This is a genomic window from Actinomadura fulvescens (assembly GCF_039533225.1).
GTDB classification, from domain to species: Bacteria; Actinomycetota; Actinomycetes; order Streptosporangiales; family Streptosporangiaceae; genus Spirillospora; species Spirillospora fulvescens.
The window spans coordinates 452,248-477,782 of sequence record NZ_BAAATD010000006.1; the positions used below are offsets into that span (position 1 = coordinate 452,248).

22 protein-coding genes and 1 riboswitch are annotated in these 25,535 nt (G+C 71.2%); of the genes, 14 read left to right on the forward strand and 8 right to left on the reverse strand.

The window, feature by feature from the left end; genetic code table 11:
- The first annotated feature begins 35 nt into the window (after positions 1–35).
- Positions 36–764 (forward strand): PaaX family transcriptional regulator C-terminal domain-containing protein, encoded by a 729-nt coding sequence (locus tag ABD333_RS24390; RefSeq protein ID WP_344544455.1) that lies wholly within the window; start codon positions 36–38, stop codon positions 762–764.
- A 75-nt stretch (positions 765–839) separates the two neighbouring features.
- Entirely contained in the window at positions 840–2,393 is a 1,554-nt protein-coding gene (locus tag ABD333_RS24395) for a hypothetical protein (protein WP_344544457.1), read from the forward strand.
- Between the two features lie 6 nt (positions 2,394–2,399).
- Here ABD333_RS24395 and ABD333_RS24400 read toward each other — a convergent pair whose 3' ends face one another.
- From ABD333_RS24400 to ABD333_RS24420, 5 genes are all read right to left on the reverse strand, one after another.
- A complete protein-coding gene (locus ABD333_RS24400; RefSeq protein WP_344544459.1) occupies positions 2,400–3,524 on the reverse strand; it encodes a zinc-dependent alcohol dehydrogenase family protein in 1,125 nt (374 codons plus the stop codon).
- A complete protein-coding gene (locus tag ABD333_RS24405; protein WP_344544461.1) occupies positions 3,521–3,940 on the reverse strand; it encodes an acyl-CoA thioesterase in 420 nt (139 codons plus the stop codon). Before ABD333_RS24405 ends, ABD333_RS24400 begins: the two co-directional genes overlap by 4 nt.
- Before the next feature lie 28 nt (positions 3,941–3,968).
- Entirely contained in the window at positions 3,969–4,133 is a 165-nt protein-coding gene (locus ABD333_RS24410) for a hypothetical protein (RefSeq protein ID WP_344544463.1), read from the reverse strand.
- Positions 4,134–4,253: 120 nt separating this feature from the next.
- Complete coding sequence (locus tag ABD333_RS24415) at positions 4,254–5,249, reverse strand: ribonucleotide-diphosphate reductase subunit beta (protein WP_344544465.1); 996 nt, start codon at positions 5,247–5,249, stop codon at positions 4,254–4,256.
- A 23-nt stretch (positions 5,250–5,272) separates the two neighbouring features.
- Positions 5,273–7,564, reverse strand: coding sequence for a ribonucleoside-diphosphate reductase subunit alpha (locus ABD333_RS24420; RefSeq protein WP_344544467.1), 2,292 nt, complete (start codon positions 7,562–7,564; stop codon positions 5,273–5,275).
- Between the two features lie 204 nt (positions 7,565–7,768).
- Positions 7,769–7,938: riboswitch (cobalamin riboswitch) on the reverse strand.
- 910 nt (positions 7,939–8,848) lie between these two features.
- On the opposite strand from ABD333_RS24420, the gene ABD333_RS24425 reads away from it, so the two are divergent.
- From ABD333_RS24425 to ABD333_RS24450, 6 genes are all read left to right on the forward strand, one after another.
- Positions 8,849–9,568, forward strand: coding sequence for a YcnI family copper-binding membrane protein (locus ABD333_RS24425; RefSeq protein ID WP_344544468.1), 720 nt, complete (start codon positions 8,849–8,851; stop codon positions 9,566–9,568).
- Positions 9,565–10,128: a copper resistance CopC family protein gene (locus tag ABD333_RS24430; protein ID WP_344544469.1), complete on the forward strand. Its 564-nt coding sequence runs from the start codon at positions 9,565–9,567 to the stop codon at positions 10,126–10,128. Before ABD333_RS24425 ends, ABD333_RS24430 begins: the two co-directional genes overlap by 4 nt.
- A gap of 77 nt (positions 10,129–10,205) precedes the next feature.
- Entirely contained in the window at positions 10,206–11,111 is a 906-nt protein-coding gene (locus ABD333_RS24435) for a LysR family transcriptional regulator (RefSeq protein WP_344544471.1), read from the forward strand.
- Between the two features lie 95 nt (positions 11,112–11,206).
- Positions 11,207–11,764 carry a cysteine dioxygenase family protein gene (locus tag ABD333_RS24440; RefSeq protein WP_344544473.1) on the forward strand — a complete coding sequence of 186 codons (558 nt, stop codon included), beginning with the start codon at positions 11,207–11,209 and terminating at the stop codon, positions 11,762–11,764.
- Positions 11,761–12,885, forward strand: a complete 1,125-nt coding sequence (locus tag ABD333_RS24445) for a YeiH family protein (RefSeq protein WP_344544474.1) — start codon at positions 11,761–11,763, stop codon at positions 12,883–12,885. Before ABD333_RS24440 ends, ABD333_RS24445 begins: the two co-directional genes overlap by 4 nt.
- A 74-nt stretch (positions 12,886–12,959) precedes the next feature.
- Complete coding sequence (locus tag ABD333_RS24450) at positions 12,960–13,727, forward strand: group II truncated hemoglobin (protein WP_344544476.1); 768 nt, start codon at positions 12,960–12,962, stop codon at positions 13,725–13,727.
- 58 nt (positions 13,728–13,785) lie between these two features.
- Here ABD333_RS24450 and ABD333_RS24455 read toward each other — a convergent pair whose 3' ends face one another.
- Positions 13,786–14,352, reverse strand: a complete 567-nt coding sequence (locus ABD333_RS24455; protein ID WP_344544478.1) for a TetR/AcrR family transcriptional regulator — start codon at positions 14,350–14,352, stop codon at positions 13,786–13,788.
- An 88-nt stretch (positions 14,353–14,440) separates the two neighbouring features.
- Between ABD333_RS24455 and ABD333_RS24460 the strand changes: the two genes are divergently transcribed.
- The 6 genes from ABD333_RS24460 to ABD333_RS24485 all read left to right on the forward strand — a co-directional run bounded on the left by ABD333_RS24460 (position 14,441) and on the right by ABD333_RS24485 (position 22,542).
- Entirely contained in the window at positions 14,441–14,815 is a 375-nt protein-coding gene (locus ABD333_RS24460) for a DUF4267 domain-containing protein (protein WP_344544480.1), read from the forward strand.
- Positions 14,816–14,889: 74 nt separating this feature from the next.
- Positions 14,890–17,214, forward strand: coding sequence for an SCO7613 C-terminal domain-containing membrane protein (locus ABD333_RS24465; RefSeq protein WP_344544482.1), 2,325 nt, complete (start codon positions 14,890–14,892; stop codon positions 17,212–17,214).
- Positions 17,215–17,333: 119 nt separating this feature from the next.
- Entirely contained in the window at positions 17,334–19,019 is a 1,686-nt protein-coding gene (locus ABD333_RS24470; protein WP_344544483.1) for an AMP-binding protein, read from the forward strand.
- Positions 19,016–20,662: an AMP-binding protein gene (locus tag ABD333_RS24475; RefSeq protein ID WP_344544485.1), complete on the forward strand. Its 1,647-nt coding sequence runs from the start codon at positions 19,016–19,018 to the stop codon at positions 20,660–20,662. Before ABD333_RS24470 ends, ABD333_RS24475 begins: the two co-directional genes overlap by 4 nt.
- 77 nt (positions 20,663–20,739) lie before the next feature.
- On the forward strand, positions 20,740–21,612 hold the full coding sequence (locus ABD333_RS24480; protein WP_344544487.1) for a helix-turn-helix transcriptional regulator: 873 nt from the start codon (positions 20,740–20,742) through the stop codon (positions 21,610–21,612).
- 294 nt (positions 21,613–21,906) lie between these two features.
- Positions 21,907–22,542: a TetR/AcrR family transcriptional regulator gene (locus tag ABD333_RS24485; RefSeq protein WP_344544489.1), complete on the forward strand. Its 636-nt coding sequence runs from the start codon at positions 21,907–21,909 to the stop codon at positions 22,540–22,542.
- A 116-nt stretch (positions 22,543–22,658) separates the two neighbouring features.
- Here ABD333_RS24485 and ABD333_RS24490 read toward each other — a convergent pair whose 3' ends face one another.
- Positions 22,659–23,834 (reverse strand): GH25 family lysozyme, encoded by a 1,176-nt coding sequence (locus tag ABD333_RS24490; protein WP_344544491.1) that lies wholly within the window; start codon positions 23,832–23,834, stop codon positions 22,659–22,661.
- Positions 23,835–24,120: 286 nt separating this feature from the next.
- A complete protein-coding gene (locus tag ABD333_RS24495; protein WP_344544493.1) occupies positions 24,121–25,527 on the reverse strand; it encodes a GntP family permease in 1,407 nt (468 codons plus the stop codon).
- Positions 25,528–25,535: the final 8 nt, after the last annotated feature.

A 25,535-nucleotide genomic window follows, 5' to 3' on the forward strand; every position in this document is an offset into this window, starting at 1 on the left:
GGAAGACTGTAATCCGGGTACAGTCCCCGTCAGTCATGACGAACACTCTCGGCCTCCGCCCGCTGACCGCCCGTTCCGTGGTCCTGAGCACGCTGCTGGGCTCGCACCCGCCCCGCCTGCGCGCCCGCTACCTGGTCCGCGTGGGCGAGCTCTTCGGCATCGCCGAGGGCACGATCCGGGTGGCGCTGTCGCGCATGGTCGCGGCGGGCGACCTGGTCCAGAGCGACGGCGAGTACGAGCTGGCCGAACGCCTCCTGGCCCGGCAGGCCCGCCAGGACGAGAGCCGCTTCCCGCGCACCCTGCCCTGGGACGGCACGTGGGAGATCGCCGTCATCACCGCCGAGCGCCGCCCCGCCGCCGACCGCGCCGCCCTCCGCCAGGCCATGGCCGCGCTCCGCCTGGCCGAACTGCGTGAGGGCACCTGGCTCCGCCCGGCCAACCTGAGCCGGTCGCGGCCCGACATCGTCGAACAGCAGTGCACGTTCCTCACCGGACGCCCCGAAGACGACCTGACCGCCGCGCTCTGGGACCTGGACGGCTGGGCGGCCACGGCGCACGGCCTGATCACCGCCCTCGACGAGGCCGACAGCCTCGCCGACCGTTTCACGGTGGCCGCCGCCGTCCTCCGCCATCTGCTGAACGATCCGCTGCTGCCGCCCGAGCTGCTTCCCGGCGACTGGCCAGGCCCCGGCCTGCGCGCCCACTACGAACGCTTCGAGGTCGACTTCGGCCGGCTCCTCGCCGACCACGTCCTGGCGCCCTGACCAGTCGATCCCTATTGACACCGGATCTCAAAGATGGGGATCATTCACGTTTCTTGACAGCTGAAGAGGGCGTGAATGAACCGTACGATCCGGCTCGTCCCAGCGGTGATCACCGCGGGCGTCTGCCTCGGCGCGCTCGGCGCCGTCGCCGTCCCGGCCCACGCGGCCGCCAGGACCTACACGATCGGCGTCCGCGCGATCGACCGCACCGGGAAGGCCGTCAAGGCCAATGGCTACCTGATCAACGTCAAGGACGGGCGGGAGCACCCCGTCGGTGCCGGGCGCACCAGGAAGGTCCCCGCCGGCACCTACGCCGTCACCACGGAAATCTCAACCGGGGAAACGGTGACCTGGGCGACGCGAGTGGTCAGCGTCTCGCGCAGCCAGTACGTCTCGTTCGACGCACGCCAGGGCCGGCAGGTCCGGTTCGGCGTCGACGATCCGACCGCCGAGGTCACGAGCCTGAACGTGCTTCCGCTCGTCCGGGGACGCTGGGCGATGCAGCCCACCGACGGATCGACGCCGCCCAAGGGCACCTACGTCATCCCTATGAAGAGCAAGTACGTGACGTTCGCCGCCCACGCCGTCCTGGAGAAGAAGGGCACCGCACCCGAGCAGGCCAGCCCCTACCGGTACGACCTCGTCCGGGTCCACAAGGGCGGCATCCCGCAGAAGCCCTCCTACTATGACCGCCGGTCCAAGCTCGCCCGGGTGGACGTGAGCGTCCGGTCCATCGACGCCGACCAGACCGGCTGGTTGTCGCTGGAGGCCACGGGCAAGAGCAACTCGTCGTACCTCACGCCCCTCGACACGTCACTCGGCGCCCTTCCCCGGACGGTGATCTCCTACCGGACGCCTGGCTACAAGTGGCACCCGAACATCACCATTAACGGCCCCCACGGGAACGCGCGGATCTGGGACAGCAACAACGATCCCGTCTACGCCGCACGCCGGTACAAGGAGACGTGGGGCGGCGGGGTCTGGGGTCCCGGTCCCAGGGGCGTCGACGCGAACATGTGGGGGCGTCGCCTGCTGGTCTACCCGCGCACGCTGATCTGCCAGCCGCCGCACACCGTGAACGAGGACTGCGAGCTCAGCGGGGTGACGAAGTTCAGCAGGCTCTACCGTGGCCGGACGCTGCTCGCCCAGGGCAAGGGCGACCTGAGCGCGAGGATCTCGACGAAGAGCACCTGGTACACGCTCAAGTCCACGGCCTCACGACCGCAGGGCGCGCTGCTCTCCACGCGGTTGTGGAGCACCTGGCGCTTCAAGGCGCGCGGGTACGACGACAGCTTCAGCCACGGCGGCGCCAGTCTCCTCACGGTGATCTACACGCCGTGGGGGCTGGACGGGCGGAACCATGCCGCGCGCGGCTCCCTCACCAAGATCCCGGTGTACGTGCGGGACGGCTCGGGCCACAAGCTCGCGGTGAAGTCGATCATCATTGAGGCCTCGGTCGACGGCGGTAAGACCTGGCGGCGCACCAGCGTCAAGCGGGACGGGAAGCGCTGGATGGCCTCCGTGCGCAACCCGGGCACGGCGGGCTTCGTCTCGCTGCGCGCCACCGTCAAGGACGCGCGCGGCAACACCGTCTGGCAGACGATCGCCAACGCGTACGGCGTCCGGTAGCCCGCGTCAGAACGTGATGACCTGGCGGACCGCCTCCGCGCTGTGGAGGCGGTCGAAACCCTCGTTCACCTCGTCCAGGGTCAGGCGGTGCGAGAGCAGGGCGTCGACCGGCAGCACCCCGGACCTGTACAGGCCGATGAAGCGCGGGATGTCGCGGCGCGGGATCGACGAGCCCAGGTAGCTGCCGCGCAGCGTCTTCTCCTCGGCGACCAGGCTGAGGGCCGGCAGGGTGAGGTCCTTGCCGGGGGCCGGGAGCCCGACGGTGACGGTGGTGCCGCCCGCGCGGGTCGCCGCGTACGACTGCTCCAGCACCGGGACGACGCCGGTGGTGTCGATGACCTTCTCGGCGCCGCCGCCGGTGAGCTCCCGGACCTGTTCGACCGCCTTCGGCCCGCCCTCGACGACGTGGGTGGCGCCGAGGCGCAGGGCGAGGTCGCGCTTGTGCGGCACCACGTCGATCGCGACGAGGGTGGCGGCGCCCGCGGCCTTGGCGGCGAGCAACGCGGCCAGGCCGACGCCGCCGAGGCCGAAGACGGCGACGCTGTCGCCGGGGGTGATCCGCGCGCTGTAGAGCGCGGCGCCGGCACCGGTGAGGACGGCGCAGCCGAAGAGCGCGGCGGTCTCGAACGGCAGGTCGCGATCGACCTTCACGGCGGACCGGGCCGAGACGACGGTGTATTCGGAGAACGCCGATACGCCGAGGTGGTGATGGGGACGGCTGCCGTCGGCGGACGCGAAACGGCGGGCACCGCCGAGGAGGGTGCCCGCGCCGTTCGCCTGCGCACCGGGGCCGCAGAGGGCCGGACGCCCGCCGACACAGCGTTCGCAGTGCCCGCAGGCCGGGACGAACGCCAGCACCACATGGTCGCCGGGCTCGAACTCGGTCCCTTCGCCCACCTCGACGACCTCGCCCGCGGCCTCATGGCCCAGCGCCATCGGCAGGGGACGGAGCCGGGAGCCGTTGATCACCGACAGGTCGGAGTGGCAGAGCCCGGCGGCGCCGACCTTGATCAGAAGCTCGCCCGGGCCGGGCGGGTCGAGCCGGAGCGAGGTGACCTCCAGCGGCCGGGACTCGGCGTACGGAGCGGCCCGCCCCGACTCGACCAGAACGGCGGCACGGGTCTCGGTCACGCGATCACCAGCTTCTGCAGCTCGGCGCGGACGGGGTCGACGATCTCCGCGGGGCGGCGGTCGCCACGGCCGACGAAGACATGCACGAAGTACCCCTCGGCGATCAGCGCCGCGTCGGAGCCGCGGTAGAGGCCGGCCTCCCAGCGGACGCTGGACCGGCCGAGCTTGCCGACCCGCAGCCCCAGCTCGATGGTGTCGGGAAAGGCGACCTCGGCCTTGTAAACACAGTGCGACTCCACGCACAGGGCGATCTGGTCACCGCGCAGCGGATCGAACCCCGCGGTCTTGATCATCCATTCGTTGATGGCCGTGTCCATCAACGAATAGTGGACGGTGTTGTTGACGTGCCCGTAGAGGTCGTTGTCCTTCCACCGCGTGGGAACGGTCTGCCAGTGCAAGTAGTCACCGTTGTTCACGGCGGCAAGTCTACGTATGCACTACTTGTCAGTAGCGCCTGCCCTTGCCGCCCTTGCCGCGGAACTTGGTCAGCAGGCGACGGGCCTTCTCCTTGTTGCGGGGGTCCCTGGCCATGCGCTCGGCCTTGGCGCGCGTGCGCTGACCCTGCGGACTTCGAGACCACGCCTTGATCTTCGTCATGAGTCCAGCCATGTCATCCTCCCGGCTCGGGGCGGCTCGGGGCCGGCCGCCCGCGTACTGTCAACGAACGGCCATGGCCCAGAAGTTGCGGGTCGATCCGGGTACGCGGCCGTCCCCGGATCGCCTCTACCCTCAGAACGCCTCGTCGAACGCCACACTTCCCTCCACACCGATCTGGTAGGCCGAGACCCGGCGTTCGAAGAAGTTCGACAGCTCCTGCACGTCCTGCAACTCCATGAACGCGAACGGGTTGGCCGTGCCGTACCGCGCCGGCATGCCGAGCCGGGCCAGCCGCTGGTCCGCCACGTACTCCAGGTAGGCGCGCATGTCGGTCGCGCTCATACCGGGCAGGCCGTCGCCGCACAGGTCCTTGGCGAACGCCATCTCGGCCTCGACGGCCTCCTCCAGCATCCGCGTGACCTGTTCGTCCAACCGCGCGTCGAAGAGGCCCGGCTCCTCCGCCCGCACGGTGTCGACGACCGAGAACGCGAACTCCATGTGCATCGACTCGTCGCGGAACACCCAGTTGGTGCCGGAGGCCAGCCCGTTCAGCAGGCCGCGCGACCGGAGCCAGTAGACGTAGGCGAACGCGCCGTAGAAGAACAGCCCCTCGATGCACGCCGCGAAGCAGATCAGGTTGAGCAGGAACGCACGCCGGTCATCGGCCGTGCGCAGCTCGTCCAGCCCGTCGATGGTGTCGATCCAGCGGAAGCAGAACTCCGCCTTGGCCCTGATCGAGGGGATGTGCTCGATGGCGTCGAACGCCTTGGCGCGTTCGTCATGGTCGGGCAGGTAGGTGTCGAGCAACGTCAGATAGAACTGGACGTGCACGGCCTCCTCGAACAGCTGCCGCGACAGGTAGAGACGTGCCTCGGGCGCGTTCACGTGCTTGTAGAGGTTGAGCACGAGGTTGTTGGCAACGATCGAGTCGCCGGTCGCGAAGAACGCGACCAGCCGGTTGACCAGGTGCAGCTCGGCCGGTGTCAGCCGGGCCAGGTCGGCGAGGTCGGTGCCCAGATCGACCTCCTCCACCGTCCAGGTGTTGCGGATCGCGGCGCGGTAGCGCTCGTAGAAGTCGGGATAGCGCATGGGCCGCAGGGTCAGGTCCATGCCGGGATCGAGCAGCATGCCGTGTTCTCCGGTTCGGCCGCTCACTGGCAGGCCTCGCAGGCTTCGGGGTTTTCGAGGGAGCACACGACGGCCTCGGTGTCGGTGACCGTGGCGACCGTGGTCTGGGCGATCCGGGTGGCCGGACGGGAACGCAGGTAGTAGGTGGTCTTCAGGCCCGCGCGCCACGCGTAGGCGTACATCGAGGAGAGCTTCCCGATGGTCGGCGTCTCCATGAAGAGGTTCAGCGACTGGCTCTGGTCGATGTAGGGGGTACGGGCCGCGGCGAGGTCGATCAGCGCCTTCTGCGGCAGTTCCCACGCGGTGCGGTAGAGCTCGCGGTGGGACGCGGGCAGGCCGGTGATGCCCTGGACGGAGCCGTTGGCCCGCTTGATGGCGTCCCGCGTCGCGGGCGTCCACAGTCCGAGCGCCTTGAGGTCCGCGACCAGATAGTCGTTGATCTGCAGGAACTCGCCGGACAGCGTCTCGCGCTTGAAGAGGTTGGAGACCTGCGGCTCGACGCACTCGTAGCAGCCCGCGATGGAGGCGATCGTGGCGGTCGGCGCGATCGCGATCAGCAGCGAGTTGCGCAGCCCGGTCTCGGCGACGCGGGCGCGCAGCGCCTCCCACTCGGCCGTACGGCGCGGCGTGGCCTCCGGGAAGTGGTCGACGTGCAGCTGACCGCGGGCCGTGCGCGTCCGGTCGTACGCGGGGAGCGGCCCGTGCTCGGCCGCGAGGTCGGCGGACGCGCCGTACGCGGCGAGCGCGATCTCCTCGGCGATCGCCGTGGACAACTCCCGCGCCTCGGCCGAGTCGAACGGCAGCCGCAGCTTGAAGAAGACGTCCGCGAGGCCCATCACGCCGAGCCCGACCGGACGCCACTTGCGGTTGGCGCCCGCCGCCTCGTCCGTCGGGTAGAAGCCGCGGTCGATCGTCCGGTCGAGAAAGCGCACGGCGGTACGGACCGTCGCGCGGAGCCGTTCCCAGTCGATGCCGTCCGGCCCGGCGTGCTCGGCCAGGTTGACCGAGCCGAGGTTGCACACGGCGGTCTCCCCGTCGCTGGTCACCTCGATGATCTCGGTGCAGAGGTTGGAGAGGTGGACGACGTTGCCGGGCTCGGCGGTCTGGTTGCAGGCGCGGTTGGCGGCGTCCTTGAACGTCATCCAGCCGTTCCCGGTCTGGGCGAGGGTCCTCATCATCCTGCCGTACAGGTGCCGGGCGGGGACCTGCCGTACGAACCGTCCCGCTGCCTCGGCGGCCCGGTAGGCGGTGTCGAACTCGACACCCCACAGGTCGGCGAGCTCGGGCACCTCCTTGGGGTCGAACAGCGACCAGTCCGCGTCCGTCTCGACCCGGCGCATGAACTCGTCGGGGATCCAGTTGGCGAGGTTGAGGTTGTGGGTGCGACGCGCCTCCTCGCCGGTGTTGTCGCGCAGTTCGAGGAACTCCTCGACGTCGGCGTGCCACGGCTCCAGGTAGACGCACGCCGCGCCCTTGCGCCGCCCGCCCTGGTTGACCGCCGCGACCGACGAGTCGAGCGTGCGCAGCCAAGGCACGATGCCGTTGGAATGGCCGTTGGTGCCGCGGATCAGCGAGCCGCGCGATCGCACCTTGGTCCACGAGACGCCGATGCCGCCCGCGTACTTGCTGAGCCGCGCCACCTGCGTGTACCGCTCGTAGATCGACTCCAGCTCGTCGCGCGGCGAGTCGAGCAGGAAGCAGGACGACAGCTGGGGGCGCCGGGCGCCCGAGTTGAAGAGCGTCGGGGAGCTCGGCAGGTACGACAGGGTGCTGAGCAGCCCGTACAGCTCGGCGGCCTCCGCGACCGTGTCGGACAGACCGCAGGCCACGCGCAGCAGGAAGTACTGGGGCCGCTCCAGCACGCGCCGCGAACGCGGGTGCCGCAGCAGATAGCGGTCGTAGAGCGTGCGCAACCCGAAGTATTCGAAGCGGTCGTCGGCGGACTCGTCGACGAGGTCGTTCAGCTCCCCGGCGTGCGCGGCGACGAACGCGGCGATCGCGTCGTTCAGCAGGCCCTCGGAGTGGCCGGCGGCCACGGAGCCGGCGAACGACCGGACACCCCCGCCCGCGGCCTCCTCGGCGATCAAGGTGCTCAGCAGCCGCGCCGCCACCCTGGAGTAGGCGGGCTCGGCGGCCACCAGCGCGGCGGCCTCCCCGATCGCCAGCTCCCGCACCCCGGCCGCGTCCAGGTCGTCACCGGCCCGGACGGCGTCCAGGACGCGGCGCGGATCGGTGCCCGGCAGCCCCGCGCAGGCGAGCTCGATCTCCGCGGCCACGCCGCGCGTCGGCGGCGGTGCGATCAGTTCCTGTGTCACGTGCTCTCTTCCCTCGCGAGCTCGCCTCGTCGGGGCGCACGCGAAACAAGAGCACGGCTCACCGCCGCGAACCTGCCCAGCGACCCTCCCACGAGGCCGATATGGACCGAGTAGGACTGGGGGGCGACCCCCAGACCCCCGAAGGGGCGACAGACGATCCTCGCGCCGCTGGCGCGTCGCTCCGGTCGTCTGTCTCCGTGCGGGCAGGTCTTCGGACTCGCGGGCGACGCACCCTGATGGGTGCGGCCTAATGGCCGTCGCTTCCCGGCCCGTCCCAACGGGCCAGTGCTCGATGACGGCGGTCGTTCCCGCTCACCGCTGCGGGGCAGTCCCGGATTTACACCGGGTTCCCTCTTACGACGCCCCCGCCGTCAGGGTGGGCTGCCGCGAGATCACGGGGACTCGGCGTGATCTCGCCGCAGTCCACCCCCGCGGCGGGGGCGAACCAGCACGGGCAAGACCCTACATCTTGGTCATGGCCGTCACCGACAGCCCCACATGTTGGGCGTGTCACAGGCCGGAGCGGTCCACGACCGGGTCCACAAGCGGCCCACGATGGGAGGGGCATGGAGATCATCAGGAAGAGATGGGACGATGGGCCCGCTATGTCGCCGCGTCCGTTCTTCCGCCTCGGCCGGGCGGTGGTCTTCACCACCGTCTGCCTGACGCTGGCCACGGCCGGGCACTCCCTGATGTCGCCGGCCGCGGTCCCGCCGTGGGCGGTCGTCGTGGGCTTCGCCGGGGTGCTGGTGGTGGCGGGCGCGCTGGCGGGGCACGAACGTTCGCTGGCCACGATCACGGGCGGCCTGCTGGGCGGGCAGTTCGTGCTGCACAGCCTGTTCGCGAACGCGTCGGCGCCGGCCGATCACCACGTCCAGGCGGATCTGGCCGCGACCGGACCGGCCCACGGCTCCGGGCTGGGCATGACGCTGGCGCACGTGGTCGCCGCCGTGATCTCGGCCTGGTGGCTGCGGCGCGGCGAACGGACCGCGTGGGGCCTCACCCGGCGGCTCGCGGCGCGGACCGGGCGGCCGGTCCGCGACCTGCTCGCCCTTCTCCTGGCCTCCTCCGTCGAACCCGCGGTGCCGCGGGTCCGTACCCCTGTGCGGCGGGCGCGGGCCGCCATCGGCCCCACCGGCCGGGTGCTGCGGCACGAGGTCGTCCGCCGCGGACCACCGCACCGTTCGAGGCGCTCGCGCACAGCTGAGCGCCGTACGTCACCGGACGCCGCTCCCCGGCGCTCCGGCCCTTCCTCGTACTTCTCCTCGAACGGAGCCTTTCCGCATGTCCATGTCGTCGCACATCCGCAGGGCGGCCGCCGTCACCGGGCTCGCACTCGTCTCGGTCCTCGGCCTCGCCACCGCCGCGTCCGCCCATGTCACGGTCAACCCCCGCGAGGCCGAGCAGGGCGCGTACGCCAAGGTCGCCTTCCGCGTGCCGAACGAGCGCGACGACGCGAGCACCACCAAGGTCCAGGTCGATCTGCCCATGGACCACCCGCTCGCGTCCGTGTCGGTCCGGCCGGTCCCCGGTTGGACGATCAAGGTCGAGAAGGCCAAGCTCAAGACCCCGCTGAAGGCCCACGGCGCCGAGCTCACCGAGGCCGTCTCCCGCATCACCTGGTCCGGCGGCAAGATCGAGCCCGGCCAGTTCCAGGAGTTCGACGTGTCGATGGGGCAGCTGCCCACCGACACCGACCGGCTGGTCTTCAAGGCCGAGCAGACCTACTCCGGCGGCGAGGTCGTCAAGTGGGACCAGGAGACCAAGGACGGCCAGGAGGAGCCGGAGCATCCCGCCCCGGTCCTCAAGCTGATCCCCAAGGGCACCGCCACGGGCGCCGGGGCCTCCGGCGCACCGACGGTCAAGACGGTGGCGGCGGACAGCTCGTCCGAGAGCGCCGACGACGGCACGGCGCGGCTGCTCGGCGGACTGGGGCTGGCCGTGGGGATCGCCGGCGTCGTCATCGGCGGGTACGGCGTCTCGCGCGCGAGGAGCCGGGCATGACATTCCTGCTTCGCACTGCCGCAGCCACCGGCGCCGTCGGCGCCGTCCTGGCGCTGACCGCAGCGCCCGCCTCCGCCCACACCGCCCTGCGCGACTCCGACCCGAAGGCGAAGTCCACGGTCGAGTCGCCGGCCGCGATCACCCTGACCTACAACCAGCCGATCACGCTGCCCCGCGTGGTGCTCACCGACGACAAGGGCGGGCAGCACGTCTCGGGAGCGCCCAAGGCGGTCGACAACAAGGTCACCCAGCCGGTCGCCGGGACGTTGCCGAACGGCGTCTACACCGTGGGATGGCGGGTCGTGTCGGCCGACGGCCACCCGGTCAGCGGGTCCTACAAGTTCACGGTGAAGGGCTCGGCCGCGCCCTCGGCGGGCGTCGTCACGAGCCGGGCCGCCTCCCCCGCACCGGCCATCACGCTGAACCAGACCACCGGGCCGACCGCGGCGAACGAGGATTCGGGCGGCTCGTCCGGCTGGTGGTGGATCGGCTTGATCGCCCTGGTCGTCGCGGGGGCCGCCGGAGGCGCGGCGCTGCTCAGACGCCGCCGCACGGGCTGACCGGCGGATGGTGATCGTCTTGGTACGGTGAGTGATCACCTCTGGAGTCTTGGCAAAGTGCTCCTTATGATTCGGGAATGCTCGAATCACGGCACATCCGTACGTTCCAGGAAGTGGTCCGGGAAGGGTCGTACTCGGGCGCCGCACGCGCGCTCGGGTACACCCAGCCCGCGATCACCCAGCAGATGAAGGCGCTGGAACGCGCGGTGGGCATGCCGCTGTTCGTCCGGGCCGGGCGCGGGCTCCAGCTCACCGAGGCGGGCACGGTCCTGGCCAGGCACGCCGAGGTCATCGTCGGTGATCTCGCGGCGGCGCAACAGCAGCTGCGCGCGCTGGCGCGGCTGGAGGCCGGCCTGGTCCGGATCTGCGCGTTCCCCAGCGCGAACGCGACGCTCGTCCCCGAGGCGATGGCCCGCCTGCTCGCCACCCATCCGGGCGTCCGGGTCGAACTGCAGGAGGCCGAGCCGCCCGAGTCGGTGCACCGGCTCGCCCGCGGCGAGAGCGACATCGCCCTCGCGTTCACCTATCCCGGGCCACAGGCCGAGATGCCCGACGAGCTGGTCGAGGTCCCGCTCATGGAGGACCTGCTCACCGTCCTGCTGCCGACCGGGCATCCCCTCGTCCGCCACCACGCCGTGCGCCTGGAGGACCTGTCGAACGAACGGTGGATCGCGGGCTGCCCGCGCTGCCGCGCCAACCTCCTGCACCTGTGCGCCGAGGAGGGCTTCGTCCCGGACATCGTCTTCAGCACCGACGACAACCTCGCTGTTCAGAGCCTCGTCGCCGCCGGGGTCGGCATCGCCCTCATGCCCGCGCTCGTCCTGTCCTTCCTGTGCCATTCCAAGGTGACGGGACGGGTCGTGGCCAGGCAGCCGACCCGAAAGGTCTCGGCATACGTGCTGCGCGACCACTTGCGGATTCCCGCGGTCGAGCTCGTGATGGAGGAGCTCAAGGCGGCGGCCGCGACCCGGGTGGGCTGCTGAACGCGCCGACGGAGGCTCGATCCATAAGCTCTCCTTTGAGCTATCTAACAGATCGTCGTTAGACGTTATGGCCCGGCGCCCCGACCCTGGGGGTCATGGCCGCACCCACCGTCACCTCCTCCTGTACCCCCGTCCTCGTCGGCGTGATCGACTCGGTCCGCGAGATCGTCCAGCGCGGCCTGGCCCCGGAGCCGACGGCGCACCTGGCGGGCCAGGCGCTGCGGCGGGTGCTCGGACGGCCCGGCCTGCTGGCCCCCGAGCACTGCGAAGGCGACCCCGACCGCTACCGCCAGCACGTCCTGCACGCCGAACCCGACGGCGGCTTCTCGGTCGTCGCGCTCGTCTGGCTCCCGGGCCAGCGGACCCCCGTCCACGACCACGTGTCGTGGTGCGTGACCGGCGTGCACGAGGGCGAGGAGACCGAGCGGCGGTACCTGCTGGAGCCGAGCGGCCGGACGTCCCGGCTGGTCGCCATCGAGGAGGTCGTCAACCCGGTCGGCGCCGTCGCCGCCTTCGCCCCGCCCGGCGACATCCACAGGGTGTGGAACGGGGGCACGACCAAGGCGATCTCGATTCACCTCTACGGCGCGGACATCGCCAGGCTCGGCACCAGCATCCGCCGGACCTACGCGGAACCGGCCGAGGAGTCGTGAGTCAGGCCCATCCCGCCCTGCGGGCACGGCGTCCGCGACCCGCCGCCCGTTCCGGCGAGGGCGAGTTCCAGCTCGGCTGGCCGCCCGCCCTGCGCCGCAACGCCCCCGGGCTGTGCCTGGCCGCCGCGGGAGTGGGCGCGGCACGGCTCGTGCACGAGCTGCTGCCGATGATCCCCATGCTCACCGCGGCCATGGTGCTCGGCATCGTCGCGGGCCATCTCCCTCGCGTGCGCACGATCGTCCAGGGTGTCGCCCGGCCGGGGCTGGGCATCGCCGCCAAGCGCCTCATGCGCGTCGCGATCGTGCTCCTCGGCCTGCAGCTGAGCCTGTCCGACGTCGTCGGCCTCGGCTGGGCCACCGCGCTGATGGTGCTCGCCGTCGTGGCCGCGACGTTCACCGGCACCCTGTGGCTGGGACGCCGCCTCGGCCTGCCGGGCGACCAGCCGCTGCTGGTCGCCACCGGCTACTCCATCTGCGGTGCCTCCGCGATCGGCGCGGTCAGCCAGACGACCAGGAGCGACGAGAGGGACGTCGCCAACGCCGTGGCCGTGGTGACGCTCTGCGGCACCCTGGCCATCGCGGTGCTCCCGTTGCTCCATCACCCGCTGGGCCTGGCCGACGCCCCGTTCGGCCGCTGGGTGGGCGCGAGCGTCCACGACGTGGGACAGGTCGTGGCCGCCGCCCAGACGGCGGGACCGGCCGCTCTGACGGAAGCCGTCCTGGTCAAGCTGATGCGGGTGGCGCTCCTCGCACCGCTCGTCGCCATGATCGCGATCAGTGGCCGCCGTGCGCGGGCGGCCCGGACCGAGGTCGCCGGGACCTCGGACACGCGGACCCCGGACGCACGGCCGCCTGCCGCACGGCCGCCGCTCGTCCCGCTGTTCGTGGCGGGCTTCCTTATGACGATCCTGTTGCGGACCAGCGGCCAGGTCCCCGAGGCGGCGCTCACCCAGGCCGCCACGGCCCAGCACCTGCTCCTCGCGGCGGCGCTCTTCGGTCTCGGCGGTTCCCTCCACCTGCCGTCGATGACCAGGACGGGCGGCAGGATGGCGCTCCTCGGCCTGGCGTCCTGGATAGTGATCGCCGGGCTCTCCTACCTGGGCGTGGTCCTGACGACCTGAGTGATCGTTTTGCTGGACCGGCAGACGATTACATGATTACACTCGGGCCACCACGAGCGCAGGGGGCCATGCACATGATCGTTGAATACATCCGCTACCAGGTGCCCGAGGCCAGGTCCGCCGACTTCGAGGCCGCCTACGCACGCGCGGCCGTCCCGCTGGCCGCCGCGCCGCAGTGCGTCGACTACGAGCTCTCCCGCTGCGTGGACGAGCCCGACTCGTACATCCTGCGCATCACCTGGACCTCCGCCAAGGACCACCTGGAGGGCTTCCGGGGCGGCGAGCACTTCAAGGCCTTCTTCGCCGAGATCCGTCCGTACGTGGAGCAGATCGAGGAGATGCGCCACTACGAACGGACGTCCGTGCGGGGCGCCGGCTCCTCGGTCCCCACGCTTTACGACTGGGCGGGCGGTGAAGCGGCCTTCCAGCGGCTCACCGAGGTCTTCTACGCCAAGGTGCGCGAGGACGAGCTGGTGGGGCCGCTTTTCGCCCACATGGACCCCGGCCACCCCAAGTACGTCGCGATGTGGCTGGCCGAAGTCTTCGGCGGCCCTGCCCGCTACACCGACGAGCGCGGCGGTTACCACCACATGGTCACCCAGCACCTCGGCAAGGCCATCAAGGAGCCGCAGCGGCGCCGCTGGGTGAGCCTGCTCATGGACGCCGCGGACGAGGTCGGCCTGCCGGACGACCCCGAGTTCCGCGCCGCGTTCGCCGGTTACATCGAGTGGGGCACCCGCATCGCCATCGGCAACTCGCAGCCCGGCGCCCAGCCGCCCATGCAGGCTCCCGTTCCGCACTGGGGCTGGGGCGTGGCCCCGCCCTACATCCCCAACCCCTGACCACTGCTGATTCCAGGGGCGGCGTCCGGACGACCGGCGCCGCCCCTGTCGCGTCGCCTCAGCCGGAGAAGCGGCTGATCAACAGCGCGAGGCGGCGCTCATGGTCCTCGCGGCGGAGACGGCCGCTGCGCATGAGGGTGAGCAGGCCGTGCAGACCGCTCCAGAAGGTCTCGGTCAGGACCTCAAGATCGTCGTCGCCGGCCAGCGGGCGGATCGCCTCGCGCAACTCGCCGAATCCCTCCTTCAGCGGAGCGGGCGCCTCCGGGGTGGCGAACGGCAGATCGACCGCGTGGGTGAACATCGCGTCGTAGAGAGCGGGATGGCGCTCGGCGAACGCCGCGTACGCCGCCGCGACCGCGGCGAGGGCCGGACCGGACGCGGCGGTGCGCGCGGCCCGGAGCTCGGCGGCGAGCTCGGCGAAGCCCTCCAGCGCGACCGCCGCCATGATCGCGCCCTTGCCCTTGAAGTGGCTGTAAAGCACCGGCTGGCTGTACTCGATCTCCGCGGCGAGCCGGCGGGTGGTCACCGCGTCCCAGCCCTCGGTCTCGGCCAGCCCGCGCGCGGCCGTCACGATCGACCGTTCCCGCTCTGCTCGCTCGCGCTCGCGGCGCGCCTGAATCGACATGAGCACGATCCTAGCGCTGCTAGCCGTACTGTCGTAGCTATGTTAGCGTTGCACTCGTTCCTAGCAGCGCTAGACATCGGAGTAAGCCATGCTCACCGCCCTTGCCTACGGACTGGCCGTCGTTCTCGACCTTTTTGTGATCTTCATTGGACTGCGGTTCCTCCTGGTGCCCGGACCGGCCGCCGCCGGATACGGCGTTCCGGCAGACGCGAAGGGCGACGCGGCGGCCTACCTGACCGTGAAGGGGCTGCGCGACTTCAGCTACGGCGTCCTCGGCCTCGCCTTGCTCGCCTTCGCCGGCGCCGAGGCGGGCGCGTGGTTCATGCTCGTCGTGGCGCTCAACCCGCTCTTCGACACGGTCATCGTGCTGCGTCACGGCGGCCCCAAGGCGGTGGCGTACGGCATCCACTTCGCCACCGCCGTGGTCGTCCTCATCAGCGCCGCCCTGCTCTTCGCGGTCTGAGCTGAGTAGGGGTCTCGCGCAGCTGAGTACTTGAGCGGATGAGGCCGGGTCCGGTGGACTGTGAGGCTTCCGGCATGCGCATCACCTGCCCTGGCTGCCGAAGCCCGCTGACCCGGCCCGGCCTGCTCGCCTGCCCGGTCTGCGAACTGCTCCTCACCGGCCAGGCCGCGCAGGAACTCTGGTGGGTCGACGACCAGCTCACCCGGCTGACCCGGCGGCGCCGACAACTGATCTCCATGCTCTACGCCACGCCGGCTCCTTCGTGGCCCATGGGGGCTCCGGCGCCGCCACCGGCCCTTCAGCCGGCCTGCGAGGACGTCTCGCGGGCCGGGGTGCGCAACCTGCTGCTCGTCGTCGGCGGGCTGCTGCTCGGCATCGCCGCCGTCGCGTTCACCGTCATCAGCTGGGGCTCGCTCGGGCTGGGGACGCGGGCCCTGATCCTGGTGTCGCTCACGGGCGTGACCCTCGGCTCGGTGTGGCCGCTCGCGCGGCGCGGGCTCTCTGCGACGGCCGAGACGCTCGCGGTCGTGGGCCTGCTGCTGGTGGGACTGGAGTGCTATGCCGCGTACGCGGGCGGTTTGTTCGGGCTCCAGGACGTGGACGGCCGGTGGTACGCGGCGTGGGCGGCGGCGGCCGTGACCGTGGGCTGGACTCTCTACGCATGGGCGGCGCCGCTGCGCGCTCCGCGCCCGCTGGCGGTGCTGATCGGCCAGCTGCCGCTGCCGCTCGGGGCGTTCGCGCTCGACGTGCCGGTGAGCGGAATGGTCTTCACGCTGTTGCTGCTCTCGCTGCTGGACCTCGGCGTCCGGAGCGCGGTCACCACGACGCGGGAACGAGGCGTCGCCGCGGCGCTGGGTGCCGTCTCCTGGTCGGCGGGCGCGGCGACGGCCCTGCTCATGGCCGTCACGACCTCGTCCGAGCAATCCGCCGCGCTGCTCGGGTTCGCGGCGGGTGTGGCACTGGCGTGGGCGGTGTTCGTCGAACGCGGGTTCGCGATCGCGGCCGGGCTGACGCTCTCGGCGGGCGCGACGGCGGCGCTTCCGCTCACGGACTGGTGGGAGCCCGCCGCGGCGGCCGCCTTCGCGCTCGCCGTCATCGCGGGGGCACTGGCGCTGCCGGCACGGCTGCGCGGTATGACCGTGATCGGCGCCGCGCTGACGCTGGGATGCGCGGCGCTCGTCGTCGTACCCGGCACGGTCGTCACGCTGGCGAGCCCGCTCCGGCATCTCGATGACGTCTGGGCGGGAACGACGATCGCCTTCACGTCGGACCTGGTCCTGCCCTCCGCGCCCATCGTCCTGGCGCTTGTGGCCGCCGCGCTGTGCGTGAGCGTCCGTGCCGCCGCTCCGCCCGCGGCGGCGCTGGCGGTGCTGATGATCCCGGACCTGGCGTATCCGGTGCTCCCGGTGCTGATGATCGTCCTTGCGGCGGTGCTGGCCGGTTGGGCGGTGCTCGACCCTCACCTACGCGTCCCGGCCGGGCTCACGGCCGTGACCGCCGGAGCCTGGGCAGTGGCGGAGGCGCTGGCGACCGAGAGGGCGACCTTGGGTGTGCTGGCCGCGCTGACCGTGGGCGCCGCCGCGTTCGCCCTGCTCCCGGCATTGCGTTCGGGCGCCTCGGCCACCGCGTCGCTCGCCTTGGGCGGGTTCGCGGCGGCGCTCGGACTGGCCGCCGACCTGCCCGTTCACCACGCGGCGTTCGCCGTGCTCGCGGCGTCCGCGCTCGGCCTGGCGGCGTCGGCCTGGCTCCGCGACGTGCCCACGGAGGTCGCGGCCTGCACGGTCGCCGCGGCGGGCGTCGCCATGACCGTGACGCGTCCGGCCGCCCTCAGCCTGGCGTTGTCGCTCGGCGGTGTGCTGGCGTTCGCCGTCGCGCTGCGGGCGGACCGGCGCCCGGCGGCGGGCTGGGTCTGCTCCGTCCTGATGGTGGCGGCCTGGTGGGTCAGGCTCGGCACGAGCGAGATCACGACTCCGGAGGCCTACACCCTGCCCGTCTCCGTCGCCCTGCTGGTCCTCGGGTTCCTGCGCCGCCGCTCGGCGGAGACCACGCCTTCCTCATGGGCCGCGTACGGGCCGGGCCTGGCGGCGACGCTCGTCCCGAGCCTGCTGGCGGCCGAGCCCGGCGACCCGCGAGCGCTGATCCTCGCCGCCGCCGCGCTCGCGATCACGCTCGCGGGCGCCTGGACACGGTTGCAGGCTCCGCTGGTCCTGGGCGGCGCCGTGCTGGTGCTCGACGCCGCCCGTCAGGTCGCGCCGTACGCCATGGAGGCGGTCGTGCGGCTGCCGGGCTGGTTCCCCGTCGCGGTGATCGGGCTGGTCGTCCTGGTCGTCGGCGCGACGTACGAGCACCGCCTGCGTGACCTGAGGCGCCTACGCGACGCCGTCACCAGGCTCGGCTGACGGAGCCGTGCGCGCTCGTCCCGGGGGTGACCCGGATACCCCCGTTCGGGGGTGGCGCGGGTCACAACCGTGGCGAACGATCCTTCTGACCGGTAGCCACGCCGCCACGAGGAGGAACCATGCCCGCAGTCGAGTTCCAGGCTGCTCGCGACTTCTTGCTCGCCCACCGGGAGGACTACGCCACGGCGTACGAGAAGTTCCGCTGGCCCGTCCTGACCGGCTTCAACTGGGCGCTGGACTGGTTCGACAAGATCGCGGTGGACAACGACGCCCCGGCGCTCTGGATCGTCGAGGAGGACGGCTCGGAGGAGCGCCACTCGTTCGCCGAGCTGTCCCGCCGGTCCAGCCAGGTGGCCAACCACCTGCGTGCGAGCGGCGTGCGGCGCGGCGACCGGATCATCGTGATGCTCGGCAACCAGGTCGAGCTGTGGGAGACGATCCTCGCCGCGATGAAGCTCGGGGCGGTCATCGTCCCGGCGACGCCGCTGCTCGGCCCGGCCGACCTGCGCGACCGGCTGACCAGGGGCAAGGCCCGGCACGTGGTGGCGGCCGCGGCGCAGACCGGCAAGTTCGACGAGGTGCCCGGGGAGTATTCGCGGATCGCCGTCGGGGCGCCCGTCGCGGGCTGGCTCTCGTACGCGGCGGCCTACGAGAGACCGGCGGAGTTCGCCCCGTACGGCACCACGATGGCGAACGACACGCTGCTGCTCTACTTCACCTCCGGCACGACCGCCCAGCCCAAGCTGGTCGAGCACACGCACGCCTCCTACCCCGCCGGGCACCTGTCGACGATGTACTGGATCGGGTTGCGTCCCGGCGACGTGCATCTCAACATCTCGTCGCCGGGCTGGGCGAAGCACGCGTGGAGCAACGTCTTCGCCCCTTGGAACGCCGAGGCGTGCGTCTTCATCGTCAACTACACGCGGTTCGACGCCGACCGGCTCCTGAGCGAGCTGGACCGGTGCGGCGTGACCAGTTTCTGTGCCCCGCCGACCGTCTGGCGCATGCTGATCCAGGCGGACCTGTCCCGGCTGACCACGCCGCCGCGCGAGGTGGTCGCGGCGGGCGAGCCACTCAACCCCGAGGTGATCGAGCGGGTCCGCGCGGCCTGGGGCGTGACGATCCGCGACGGCTTCGGGCAGACCGAGACGACCGTGCAGATCGCCAACAGCCCCGGCCAGCCGGTCAGACCCGGGTCGATGGGCCGTCCCGCCCCCGGCTACAAGGTGACGCTGCTCGATCCGCTGACCGGGCGGCCCGCGGACGAGGGCGAGATCTGCCTCGACCTGGAGGACCGGCCCACCGGCCTGATGAAGGGCTACCACGGCGACGACGACCGTACGGCGGAGGCGATGGCCGGCGGCTTCTACCGGACGGGCGACATCGGCTCGCGCGACGCCGACGGCTACATCACCTACGTCGGCCGCTCCGACGACGTCTTCAAGGCCTCCGACTACAAGATCTCCCCGTTCGAGCTGGAGAGCGTGCTCATCGAGCACGAGGCGGTGGCCGAGGCCGCCGTGGTGCCCTCCCCCGATCCGGTGCGGCTGGCCGTGCCCAAGGCGTACGTGACGCTCGCCGCCGGGTGGGAGCCGACCGCCGAGACCGCCGCGACGATCTTCGCGCACAGCCGCGCGCAGCTGTCGCCGTACAAACGGGTCCGCCTGCTGGAGTTCACCGCCGAGCTGCCCAAGACCATCTCCGGCAAGATCCGCCGCGTGGAGCTGCGCGCGAGCGAGGTCGGCAAGCATCCGGACGCGGACGCCAGGCCCGCGGGCGAGTTCCGTGAGGAAGACCTCCGATGACCCGGCTCTCCTACGCGTCCGGCCCGTCCGCCGCGCCGCTGCTCGGCGACACGATCGGGGCCGATCTCGACCGCACGGTGGCCGCGTTCCCCGACCGCGACGCGCTCGTCGACCGCGCCACCGCACGCCGCTGGACGTACGCGCAGCTCGCCGAGGCCGTCGACGCGGTCGCGCTCGGCCTGCTGGACCTCGGCGTCGGCAAGGGCGACCGGGTCGGCATCTGGGCGCCCAACTGCGCGGAGTGGGTCTTCGTCCAGTACGCGACGGCCAAGCTCGGCGCGATCCTCGTCAACATCAACCCGGCCTACCGCGTGCACGAGCTGGAGTTCGTCCTGAACCAGGCCGGGATCCGCACGCTCGTCGCCGCGCCCTCGTTCAAGACCTCCGACTACGCCGCGATGATCGACCAGGTGTGGGCGAAGTGCGCCGGCCTGCGGGACGTCCTCTTCATCGGCCAGGAGTCGTGGACGGCGGTACTGGACGCCGGCGCGGGCGGTGACCGGGCCAGGCTCGCCGAGATCGCGCGGACGCTGAGCGCCGACGACCCGATCAACATCCAGTACACGAGCGGAACGACCGGGTTTCCCAAGGGCGCCACGCTCTCGCACCACAACATCCTCAACAACGGCTTCTTCGTCGGTGAGCTGTGCGGCTACGACGAGGAGGACCGGATCTGCGTGCCGGTGCCCTTCTACCACTGCTTCGGCATGGTCATGGGCAACCTGGCGGCCACCAGCCACGGCGCGTGCGTCGTCATCCCGGCGCCCGCGTTCGACCCGCGGGCCACCCTGGAGGCGGTCGCCGCCGAGCGGTGCACCTCGCTCTACGGCGTGCCCACGATGTTCATCGCGGAGCTCGGCGAGCCGTCGCTGGAGTCCCTCGACCTCTCCTCGCTCCGGACCGGCATCATGGCCGGCTCGCCGTGCCCGGTCGAGGTGATGAAGCAGGTCGTCGAGCGGATGGGGATGGACGAGGTCACGATCTGCTACGGCATGACCGAGACCTCGCCGGTCTCGACCCAGACCCGCGCCGACGACTCGCTCGACCGCCGCGTGTCCACGGTCGGCACCGTGCACCCGCATCTGGAGATCAAGATCGTCGATCCGGAGACCGGTGCGACGGTGCCGCGCGGCACGCCCGGCGAGTTCTGCACCCGCGGCTACTCGGTGATGCTCGGCTACTGGCGCGAGCCGGAGAAGACCGTCGAGGCGATCGACCAGGCGCGCTGGATGCACACCGGCGACCTCGCGGTCATGGACGAGCACGGCTACGTCACCATCACCGGGCGGATCAAGGACATGGTGATCCGCGGTGGGGAGAACATCTATCCCCGCGAGATCGAGGAGTTCCTCTACACCCATCCCGACATCCTCGACGCGCAGGTCATCGGCGTCCCCGACCACAAGTACGGCGAGGAGCTCATGGCGTGGGTGCGGCTGCGCCCGGGCGCCGAGCCGCTCACCGCCGAGGCCCTGCGCGCGTTCTGCGCCGGCCGCCTGGCGCACTACAAGATCCCGCGCTACGTGCGGCTGGTGGACGAGTTCCCGATGACCGTCACCGGCAAGATCCGCAAGGTGCAGATGCGGGCGGAGTCGGTCGAGCTGCTCGGGCTGTCGGACGTGGCCTCGACCCGGCACTCCTGATGAACGTCGGATGAACGCCCGGGCGAACGTGCGCGACGGCCTGGTGAAGGGAAGCTCGGCGGGGCATGCTGACGTGCATGGGAGACGACGCCGGCGCGGTGCGTTCCGCGGTGCTGTCACTCCACCGGACCACGGGGCTCCCGATGGTCTTCGGTGGGGCGGTGGCCGGGCGGGAACGGTTCCGCATCACCGAGATGGTGGGCAACACGACCGATTCGCTCTCCGGGCTCGTGATCAGGCAGGGCTCCGGGCTGGGCGGCAAGGCGATGGCCCTCGGCCGCCCGGTCTGGGTCAGCGACTATCCGCATGCCGCGACGATCAGCCACGACTACGACGGCCCGGTCTCGCGGGAGGGGCTGCTGTCGATCGTCGCGGTGCCGGTCGTGGTGCGGCGCCGGGTGCGCGGCGTGCTCTACGGGGCGCTCCGCGAGCCGCTGTCGCTCGCCGACCGGGTGATCGCCACCGCCGTCGAGACCGTGCGCGACCTCGAACAGGATTTGGCCGTGCGTGACGAGGCCGACGAGGCTCTCGCCCGCCTCGGCGGCCCCGGTGGTCCCGGTGCCGGCGACCAGGCCTCCTCCTCGACCGCGCGCTGGGAGGAGGTCCGCGCCGTCCACGCCGAACTGCGCGGCCTCGCCGAGCAGGTCGCCGATCCGGAGGTGAAGGCGCGGCTGCTCGAAGCCTCCGTACGGCTGGCCACCGCGAACCGGGACGACACCGAGCGGCTGCCGGCCAGGTGCGACGGCCCGTCCGGTCCGGCACTGTCGCCGCGTGAGCTCGACGTCCTGTCGTACGTGGCGATCGGCTGCACGAACGCCGAGGCCGCTCAGCACCTCGGGCTGCTGCCCGAGACGGTGAAGAGCTATCTGCGTTCGGCCATGCGCAAGCTCGGCAGCCACACCCGGCTGGAGGCGGTCACCGCCGCACGCCGGGCAGGCCTGCTGCCCTGAGCGGCGCGGGGCGCGGGGCGCGGGCAGGAGAGGGCCGATCAGCCCGGCGACGGGGTCAGCGACGCGTGGTGTCCACACGCTCAGCAGTGCGGCCCCCGTGGCGCCCTGCGAAGCGGAGTGGTCACCACGAGCCCGCTGCGCCGGGCCATGATCGTTCGGGCCGTCCGACCTACTCCGCGAACCATGGACGGCCGCCCTCGATGCGAAGACGTTAACACCTTCACGAACACATATGTTCATGACGTACGAGATTGTTCTCTGTCGTCCGGCCCGACTGGTTGGTAACTTTGTCACGTGGACTCCCCGGGCTATGAGGCACTGCCGAGGGGACGCCATCACCTGACCCGTGAGCAGGTCGTCGCCTCCCAGCGTGAGCGGCTGCTTCAGGGGATCACCGAGGTCGTCGCCGAGAAGGGTTACCTCCGCACGTCGGTCGCCGACGTGATCAAACGCGCCCGGGTCTCCCGGGAGACCTTCTACGAGCACTTCGCCGACAAGCAGGCGTGTTTCCTGACGGCGTTCGAAGAGGGCGCAGAGCTGCTCCTGGCGGTCGTCGAGCGCGCCGCGGGCGCGGCGGGCGATCCGGCCCTGACCCGGCTCGAACGCACGCTCGTCGCCTATCTGGAGGGGCTCTCCGGCGACCCGGCGGGGGCGCGCACGTTCCTGCTGGAGGTCTACGCCGTCGGCCCGGCCGCGGCGGCCCGCCGATTCCAGATCCAGCGGCGCTTCGTCGAGCTCATCAACAAACTGCTGCGCGAGGACGACCGGTGGCTGCGGCTCCCCGACCCCGAGTTCGCCTCGCGCATCGTCGTGGGCGGCGTCGCCGCGCTGGTCACCGGCAAGGTGGCCGAGGGCGACCACGCCGGACTGCCCGCCCTCGCCGATCCGATCATGGCGCACGTCCGCAGCATCATCGATCCGGCCCGCTGAGCCGCTCTTCGACGGCCTCGTTCCGCGGCAAATGGAGCCTTGAGGATAGACATCGGCCGTGGCCCCCAAACGGGAGCCACGGCCGATGTCGTGCTGTCAGGTCGGTACGGCCAGGTTCAGCGGACGTCCACGTAGTCGGCGCCGCTCGTGGTGCCGAAGTAACGGGGAGCACCCGGGAACGTCACGCGCCAGGAGCCGTCCTTCTTGGCCTTGAACCGCTTACGGAAATTGCCGTAGCGGTCGGTGTTCACGGCGCCCGCGTACACCCACTTGGCGGAGCCCTTCGCCCGGAAGTAGACGTTGACCCGCTTGCCGGGCAGGCCCTTCCAGCCGCCGTTGAACGCGTACAGCCGGCCGAGAACGGTCAGGGCGCGGCCACGGCGAACGGGCTCCGGCCCCGCGTTGACCCCGCCGAAGCCGGTCCTGGCCACGGCCGCCAGCCTCTGCAGCGCGGCCCAGTTGCCGTTGAAGACACTCCAGTTGCCGGTCGGGTAGGGGTTGCCCGGGCTGCCAGGGGCGTACTGCCACATGGTGTGCGTCCTCCAGCCGGGTGGCACCGCGCCGGGCGTGGTGTTGTACCTGGCCAGCCAGAGCGGGTGCGAGCCGAAGGTGGCGTTGCCGCCGGTGCACTTCACCCACCAGGCGGTGTTGGTGTAGATGACCGGCCGCCGGCCCGTGCGCTGGAAGTAGCGGTCACTGAACGCGCGGATCCAGCTGACCATCTGCCCGGGCTTGAGGCCGTAGCAGGTGTCGCGGCCGTTGTTGTACGGGTTGTTCTCGATGTCGAGGACACCGGGAAGCGTCCAGCCGTCCTGGCGCCATCCGCCGCCGTGGTCGACGAACCAGTCGGCCTGCCGAGCGCCGGTCGACTTGTGCGGCAGCGCGAAGTGATAGGCGCCGCGGAACATCTTGGCGTTACGAGCGCCGTTGTACTGCGCGGCGAAATGCGGGTTGACGTAGCCGGTCTCTGTCCGGGTAGTCGCGCCCTCGGTGGCCTTGGCGAAGGCGAACCGGATCCCGTCCCTGTAGAGCTTCGCCCAGTCGATGCTCGGCCCCTGGTACGAGGCGACGTCGACGCCGCGGATGCCCGCGGGGGCGGCCTGCGCGGAGGCGCCGCCCTTCGGCGCCGTCGCGGCCTGCCCGATCCCGGCGTAGGCGTCACCGGGCCGGAGCCCTGCCGACGGGGAGGGGGACGGGGACGGGGCGGCGAACGCCGCACCGGAGATCACCACGCCGGAGACGGCGGTGGCGGCGGCCAGGCCCACGCAGGCCGGCACTGTCAGACGCTTCATGTGGCTTCTTCCTGCCCTTGCACAACGGTCCATGGGGATCGCGGGGAGAGCAGTAGGACAGCACCTCACCTGCATCGTTGTCCACGTACGTATCATCACATCCGTGATCACAGAACAGATATCGACGCAGGTGAGAGGCCATCAACACCCGGAAAATGTCACACTAAATCGTGATCATATGGTTCCCCGGGCCCCGATCCCGGGGGCGCCCTTCCTTCTGGGGGGCGACCCCCAGACCCCCGCGATTTCCCCATCACGCCTTGCTTCGCGGCGGCGTGCGGGGCCCCTAGATGACCAAGCTCAGCAGCCCGGCCATCGCGAAGCCGACCACCGACAGGATGGTCTCCAGCACGGTCCAGGTCTTGAGCGTGTCCCGGACCGACATGTTGAAGTAGCGGGAGATGATCCAGAAGCCGCCGTCGTTGACGTGCGAGGCGATGATCGAGCCCGCCGAGATGGCGATCGCGATCAGGGCGATGTGCGCCTGGGAGAAGTCCTCGCCCTTCAGCAGCGGCGCCACGATCCCGCTCGTGGTGGCGATGGCGACCGTCGCCGAACCCTGCGCCAGCCGCAGCCCGCAGCTGATGAGGTACGCCAGCACGATCAGGGGCAGCCCGGCGTCCGACATCGCCGAGGCGAGCGCCTTGCCGACGCCGGTGGCCGAGATGACCGCGCCGAAGAACGCGCCCGCGCCGACCACCAGCAGGATCATGCCGATCGGCCGGAGCGACTTGGTCGCCAGCTCCTGCAGTTCGGCGCCGGGGATGCCGCGGCGCAGGCCGAGCAGCCACATGGCGAGCAGCACCGCGATGGTCAGCGCGACGGCCGGGTTGCCGAGGAAGGTCAGGGTGGGCAGCGCCGGGCTGTCCTTCCACCACACCGTGCCGAACGTGGCGAGCAGGATCAGCACGAGCGGCACCGCGATGATCCCGAGCACGAGGCTCAGCGAGGGTTCCGGCCGTTCGACGCCCTGGTCCGCGTCCTTCGCCTCGGCCTCCTTCTCCGCGACGATGAAGTCCTCGGGCACCTCGACCATGACGCGCTTGCCGATCCACATTCCCCACGCCACGCCCGCGACCAGGAACGCGGGGATGCCGCAGACCACGCCCATGATGATGAGCCAGCCCAGGGAGACCCCGAGGAACCCGGACGCGGCGACCGGACCGGGGTGCGGCGGGAGGAAGGCGTGCGTCATCGACAGGCCCGCCAGCAGCGGCATCGCGTACAGCACCAGGGAACGGCCGCCGCGCTTGGCGGTGATGTAGACCAGCGGCGCCAGCACGAAAATGCCGATGTCAAAAAATACGGGGATGCCGAAGATGAGCCCGGCCAGGCCCATGGCGAACGGAGCGCCGCGTTCGCCGAAGATGGCGAGCAGCTTGCGGGTCAGCACGTCGGCGCCGCGCGAGGCCTCCAGGATCGCGCCGAGGATCGTGCCGAGCCCGATGATCGGCGCGATGTGCCCGAGGATGCCGCCGAAGCCGGTCTCCAGCAGGGACGCCTTGGAGCTCAGCGCCGTACCGACGATCTGCTCGACGCTGAGGCCCGCCGCCAGCGCGAGCAGCAGCCCGGAGACCAGCAGCGAGATGAACGGTTCGAGCTTGACCTTGATGATCAGGAACAGCAGGACCGCGATGGCGAGGCCGCACAACAGCAGCAGCCCGCCGGTCTCGTGTTGCAGCCAATTGACCATGAAGTGCC

What these genes read in the sequence shown, in the direction of transcription:
- ABD333_RS24460 (WP_344544480.1), top strand. Translation starts at nt 14,441, where the DNA reads ATGCTCACCGCCCTTGCCTACGGACTGGCCGTCGTTCTCGACCTTTTT.
- ABD333_RS24430 (WP_344544469.1), top strand. Translation starts at nt 9,565, where the DNA reads ATGACATTCCTGCTTCGCACTGCCGCAGCCACCGGCGCCGTCGGCGCC.
- ABD333_RS24455 (WP_344544478.1), bottom strand. Translation starts at nt 14,352, where the DNA reads ATGTCGATTCAGGCGCGCCGCGAGCGCGAGCGAGCAGAGCGGGAACGG.
- ABD333_RS24470 (WP_344544483.1), top strand. Translation starts at nt 17,334, where the DNA reads ATGCCCGCAGTCGAGTTCCAGGCTGCTCGCGACTTCTTGCTCGCCCAC.
- ABD333_RS24475 (WP_344544485.1), top strand. Translation starts at nt 19,016, where the DNA reads ATGACCCGGCTCTCCTACGCGTCCGGCCCGTCCGCCGCGCCGCTGCTC.
- ABD333_RS24465 (WP_344544482.1), top strand. Translation starts at nt 14,890, where the DNA reads ATGCGCATCACCTGCCCTGGCTGCCGAAGCCCGCTGACCCGGCCCGGC.
- ABD333_RS24425 (WP_344544468.1), top strand. Translation starts at nt 8,849, where the DNA reads ATGTCCATGTCGTCGCACATCCGCAGGGCGGCCGCCGTCACCGGGCTC.
- ABD333_RS24480 (WP_344544487.1), top strand. Translation starts at nt 20,740, where the DNA reads ATGGGAGACGACGCCGGCGCGGTGCGTTCCGCGGTGCTGTCACTCCAC.
- ABD333_RS24495 (WP_344544493.1), bottom strand. Translation starts at nt 25,527, where the DNA reads ATGGTCAATTGGCTGCAACACGAGACCGGCGGGCTGCTGCTGTTGTGC.
- ABD333_RS24410 (WP_344544463.1), bottom strand. Translation starts at nt 4,133, where the DNA reads ATGGCTGGACTCATGACGAAGATCAAGGCGTGGTCTCGAAGTCCGCAG.
- ABD333_RS24450 (WP_344544476.1), top strand. Translation starts at nt 12,960, where the DNA reads ATGATCGTTGAATACATCCGCTACCAGGTGCCCGAGGCCAGGTCCGCC.
- ABD333_RS24435 (WP_344544471.1), top strand. Translation starts at nt 10,206, where the DNA reads ATGCTCGAATCACGGCACATCCGTACGTTCCAGGAAGTGGTCCGGGAA.
- ABD333_RS24415 (WP_344544465.1), bottom strand. Translation starts at nt 5,249, where the DNA reads ATGCTGCTCGATCCCGGCATGGACCTGACCCTGCGGCCCATGCGCTAT.
- ABD333_RS24440 (WP_344544473.1), top strand. Translation starts at nt 11,207, where the DNA reads ATGGCCGCACCCACCGTCACCTCCTCCTGTACCCCCGTCCTCGTCGGC.
- ABD333_RS24490 (WP_344544491.1), bottom strand. Translation starts at nt 23,834, where the DNA reads ATGAAGCGTCTGACAGTGCCGGCCTGCGTGGGCCTGGCCGCCGCCACC.
- ABD333_RS24395 (WP_344544457.1), top strand. Translation starts at nt 840, where the DNA reads ATGAACCGTACGATCCGGCTCGTCCCAGCGGTGATCACCGCGGGCGTC.
- ABD333_RS24390 (WP_344544455.1), top strand. Translation starts at nt 36, where the DNA reads ATGACGAACACTCTCGGCCTCCGCCCGCTGACCGCCCGTTCCGTGGTC.